This window comes from Streptomyces sp. NRRL B-24085 (assembly GCF_001282115.1).
Lineage (GTDB): Bacteria > Actinomycetota > Actinomycetes > Streptomycetales > Streptomycetaceae > Streptomyces.
Window position 1 is genome coordinate 1 of the sequence record NZ_LJBR01000495.1, and the last position, 3,857, is coordinate 3,857.

General features: G+C 70.9%; 3 protein-coding genes and 1 tRNA gene. 3 read left to right on the plus strand and 1 reads right to left on the minus strand.

Annotated features, from left to right (window positions below; translation table 11 throughout):
* Positions 1-228: 228 nt before the first annotated feature.
* Positions 229-315 (minus strand) — tRNA-Leu (locus AOJ26_RS37645).
* Between the two features lie 468 nt (positions 316-783).
* Here AOJ26_RS37645 and AOJ26_RS37650 point away from each other — a divergent pair.
* From AOJ26_RS37650 to AOJ26_RS37660, 3 genes are all read left to right on the plus strand, one after another.
* Complete coding sequence (locus AOJ26_RS37650) at positions 784-1,653, plus strand: FhaA domain-containing protein (protein ID WP_053852849.1); 870 nt, start codon at positions 784-786, stop codon at positions 1,651-1,653.
* Between the two features lie 10 nt (positions 1,654-1,663).
* The gene (locus tag AOJ26_RS37655; RefSeq protein WP_053852850.1) at positions 1,664-2,176 is read left to right on the plus strand and encodes an FHA domain-containing protein FhaB/FipA; all 513 of its coding nucleotides are present in this window, start codon (positions 1,664-1,666) and stop codon (positions 2,174-2,176) included.
* 98 nt (positions 2,177-2,274) lie between these two features.
* Positions 2,275-3,840 carry a Stp1/IreP family PP2C-type Ser/Thr phosphatase gene (locus AOJ26_RS37660; RefSeq protein ID WP_053852851.1) on the plus strand — a complete coding sequence of 522 codons (1,566 nt, stop codon included), beginning with the start codon at positions 2,275-2,277 and terminating at the stop codon, positions 3,838-3,840.
* The last annotated feature ends 17 nt before the right edge of the window (positions 3,841-3,857 follow it).

Below are 3,857 nucleotides of genomic sequence, written 5' to 3' on the forward strand. Positions count from 1 at the left end.
GCTCCCCCCTCCGCACGCCCCCGCCGCGGACGCCGCCCGCCGTCACGAGCCGGAACCCGGCCCAGGGAGGTGCAGCTTGATGCCAGCGGACCCGACGACAACGAGCCAGGACCGGTGAGGACCATGGAGGACCAGTGAGAGAGACCTCACAGCGTGAGACCCGCCACCACCGGAGCCCCCACGGGACAGCAAGAAGCCCCCCAGGTCCAGGACCTGGGGGGCTTCCAATGGTGCGCGAGGGGGGAGTTGAACCCCCACGCCCTTTCGGGCACTGGAACCTGAATCCAGCGCGTCTGCCTATTCCGCCACCCGCGCATTGGGTGTGTCCTCGGGCCCCTCGCCTTGCGGTGCGGCGCCTTCCGACACGCAGAACATTAGCACGCTGGAGAGGGTGGGTTCACATCCGTTGTCCGGGGGCAGCCGCCCACCAGCGGCTTCGGTGGCGGGCCACCGGTCCGGGGTGCCGCCGGCCATGTGCCGGCCAGTGCCGGTTCACGTATCAACCTCGTACCGGTAACGCCCGTCTCCCCAGGAGCGGGCAGGGGTCCACAGTCAGGTGCGGGACACTGGTCTGCGGCCGCCTCTACGATCCTTGACAGAGGAGTTCGACAGCGGAGTTCGAAGTGGGGCTCCGCAGGGAACTTCGGAGGCGTCGACACCCGTCGACCGTGCCGACAGGGGGAACCAGCCGATTCACCGGCGCGTGGATACGATCAGTAAGCAGTACCAGGTAAGCAGCAGCCGGCGCAGTACCCAGGGCGGCAAGGACGGAGGAGGTGCCTCATGGGAGTCCTGAAGAAGTTCGAGCAGCGTCTCGAAGGTCTGGTCAACGGCACCTTCGCCAAGGTGTTCAAGTCCGAGGTCCAGCCCGTGGAGATCGCGGGAGCACTCCAGCGGGAGTGCGACAACAACGCGACCATCTGGAACCGCGACCGCACGGTCGTGCCCAACGACTTCATCGTGGAGCTGAGCACGCCGGACTTCGAGCGGCTCAGCCCCTACTCGGGCCAGCTCGGCGACGAACTCGCCGGCATGGTCGGCGACTACGCCAAGCAGCAGCGCTACACCTTCATGGGCCCCATCAAGGTCAACCTGGAGAAGGCGGACGACCTCGACACCGGTCTGTACCGGGTGCGCAGCCGTACGCTCGCCTCCTCCACCAACCAGCAGGGCCCCGGCACCTCGGCCCCGGCCGGCCGGCCCGGCGCGCCGGCACCCGGTGGCTACGGCTACCCGCCGGCCGCTCCGGCGGGCGCCCCGCCCATGCCGGCCGCCCCGCCGCCCGGCCGCGGCGGCTACGGCTACCCGCAGCCCGCCCAGGCCCCGCGCCCCGGCGCCGGCGGCCCGGTCGGCGCGCCCGCGCCGGGCTCCCGCACCCGCCACTGGATCGAGATCAACGGCACCCGCCACCAGATCTCCCGCGCCACGCTGGTGCTGGGCCGCAGCACCGAGGCCGACGTGCGGATCGACGACCCCGGCGTCTCGCGCCGGCACTGCGAGATCCGGACCGGAACGCCCTCGACGATCCAGGATCTCGGGTCCACCAACGGCATCGTGGTGGACGGGCAGCACACCACCCGCGCTACGCTCCGCGACGGCTCGCGGATCGTCGTGGGCAGCACCACCATCATTTACCGGCAAGCCGAAGGGTGAAGCGGGGGCAATGTCAGAGCTGACCCTCACGGTCATGCGGCTGGGTTTCCTGGCCGTACTGTGGCTGTTCGTGATCGTGGCCGTGCAGGTCATCCGCAGCGACCTGTTCGGTACGCGCGTCACCCAGCGCGGCTCGCGCCGGGAGGCCGGCCGGGCCCAGCAGGCCCAGCGGCAGGCGCCCCCGCAGCAGCGCCAGCAGCCGGCCGCCGGGGGCCGGCAGCGCCGTAACGCCCCCACCAAGCTCGTCGTGTCCGAGGGCACCCTCACCGGCACCACCGTGGCGCTCCAGGGCCAGACCATCACGCTGGGCCGGGCGCACGACAGCACCATCGTGCTGGACGACGACTACGCCTCCAGCCGGCATGCCAGGATCTACCCGGACCGCGACGGCCAGTGGATCGTCGAGGACCTGGGCTCCACCAACGGCACGTACCTCGACCGAACGCGGCTGACGACCCCGACGCCGATTCCGCTGGGCGCGCCGATCCGCATCGGCAAGACCGTCATCGAGCTGCGGAAGTAGTGCTACATCATGAATAGGCGCGAGCGGAGCGAGCACGCGGCGTGGGCCCCCACCCCGGGCCCCGGCGCGCTCCCGACCGGAGGGTGGGCACCGTGCGGATGTACCCGGAGCCGACGGGCGAGGTGCGCATGAGTCTGTCACTGCGCTTCGCCGCCGGATCGCACAAAGGCATGATCCGGGAGGGCAACGAGGACTCCGGATACGCCGGGCCCCGCCTGCTCGCCATCGCCGACGGCATGGGCGGCGCCGCCGCCGGCGAGGTCGCCTCCTCCGAGGCCATCTCCACCATCGTCGCCCTCGACGACGACGTCCCCGGCTCCGACGTCCTCACCTCGCTCGGCGTGGCCGTCCAGCGCGCCAACGACCAACTGCGCTCCATGGTCGAGGAGGACCCCCAGCTCGAAGGCATGGGGACCACCCTCACCGCCCTGCTGTGGACCGGCCAGCGGCTCGGCCTCGTGCACGTCGGCGACTCGCGCGCGTACCTGCTGCGCGACGGTGTCCTCACCCAGATCACCCAGGACCACACCTGGGTGCAGCGCCTGGTCGACGAGGGCCGCATCACCGAGGAAGAGGCCACCACCCACCCCCAACGCTCCCTGCTGATGCGGGCGTTGGGCAGCGGCGAACACGTCGAGCCCGACCTGTCCATCCGCGAGGTCCGCGCCGGCGACCGCTACCTGATCTGCTCCGACGGCCTCTCCGGCGTCGTCTCGCACCAGACGCTGGAAGACACCCTCGCCAGCTACCAGGGCCCCCAGGAGACCGTGCAGGAGCTCATCCAGCTCGCGCTGCGCGGCGGCGGCCCCGACAACATCACGGTCATCGTGGCCGACGTCCTCGACCTGGACACCGGGGACACCCTCGCCGGGCAGCTCTCCGACACCCCGGTCGTGGTCGGCGCGGTCGCCGAGAACCAGCACCAGCTCCACGACAACGGCATCATGCAGACCCCCGCGGGCCGCGCCTCCGGGCTCGGCCGGCAGGGCCACGGACAGGGCGGGGGCGGCGAGTTCGGGCCGCCCGGCTCCTCCGACACCACCGGCTACATCCCCGCGGACGGCTTCGGCGACTACTCCGACGACGACTTCGTCAAGCCCCGCAAGAGCCGCAGGTGGCTGAAGAGATCCTTCTACTCGGTGCTCGCGCTCGCCGTCATCGGCGGTGGCCTGTACGGCGGTTACCGCTGGACGCAGACCCAGTACTACGTCGGCGTCAACGGCGAGCACGTGGCGCTGTACCGGGGCATCAGCCAGGACCTGGCGTGGGTGTCGCTCTCGAAGGTGTCCAAGGACCACCCCGAGATCGAACTCAAGTACCTGCCGCCGTACCAGCAGAAGTCGGTCGAGGGCACCATCGCCGAGGGCGACCTGAAGACGGCCCAGAAGAAGATCGACGAACTGGGCGTGCAGGCCGCCGCGTGCCGCAAGCAGGCCGAGGCACAGGCCACGGACAGCAGGAAGAACTCCAAGACGGGCGAGGGCCAGGCCGGGGGCACCACGGGAACCACTCTGTCCTCCCTGACGTCCAAGGCCACACCGACCCCGACGAGCACGTCCTCCCCGTCCCCGAACGCTTCCGCGTCCCCGAAGCCCACTCCCACCCCCCGCCCCACCCTCTCCGACGAGGAGAAGCAGGTCGTCGGGAACTGCGGTACGCAGTAGGCAAGCCGTGAGAGGCC

Excerpts from the sequence above, each read along its gene's own strand:
- AOJ26_RS37660 (WP_053852851.1), top strand. The coding sequence starts at position 2,275 with ATGTACCCGGAGCCGACGGGCGAGGTGCGCATGAGTCTGTCACTGCGC.
- AOJ26_RS37650 (WP_053852849.1), top strand. The coding sequence starts at position 784 with ATGGGAGTCCTGAAGAAGTTCGAGCAGCGTCTCGAAGGTCTGGTCAAC.
- AOJ26_RS37655 (WP_053852850.1), top strand. The coding sequence starts at position 1,664 with ATGTCAGAGCTGACCCTCACGGTCATGCGGCTGGGTTTCCTGGCCGTA.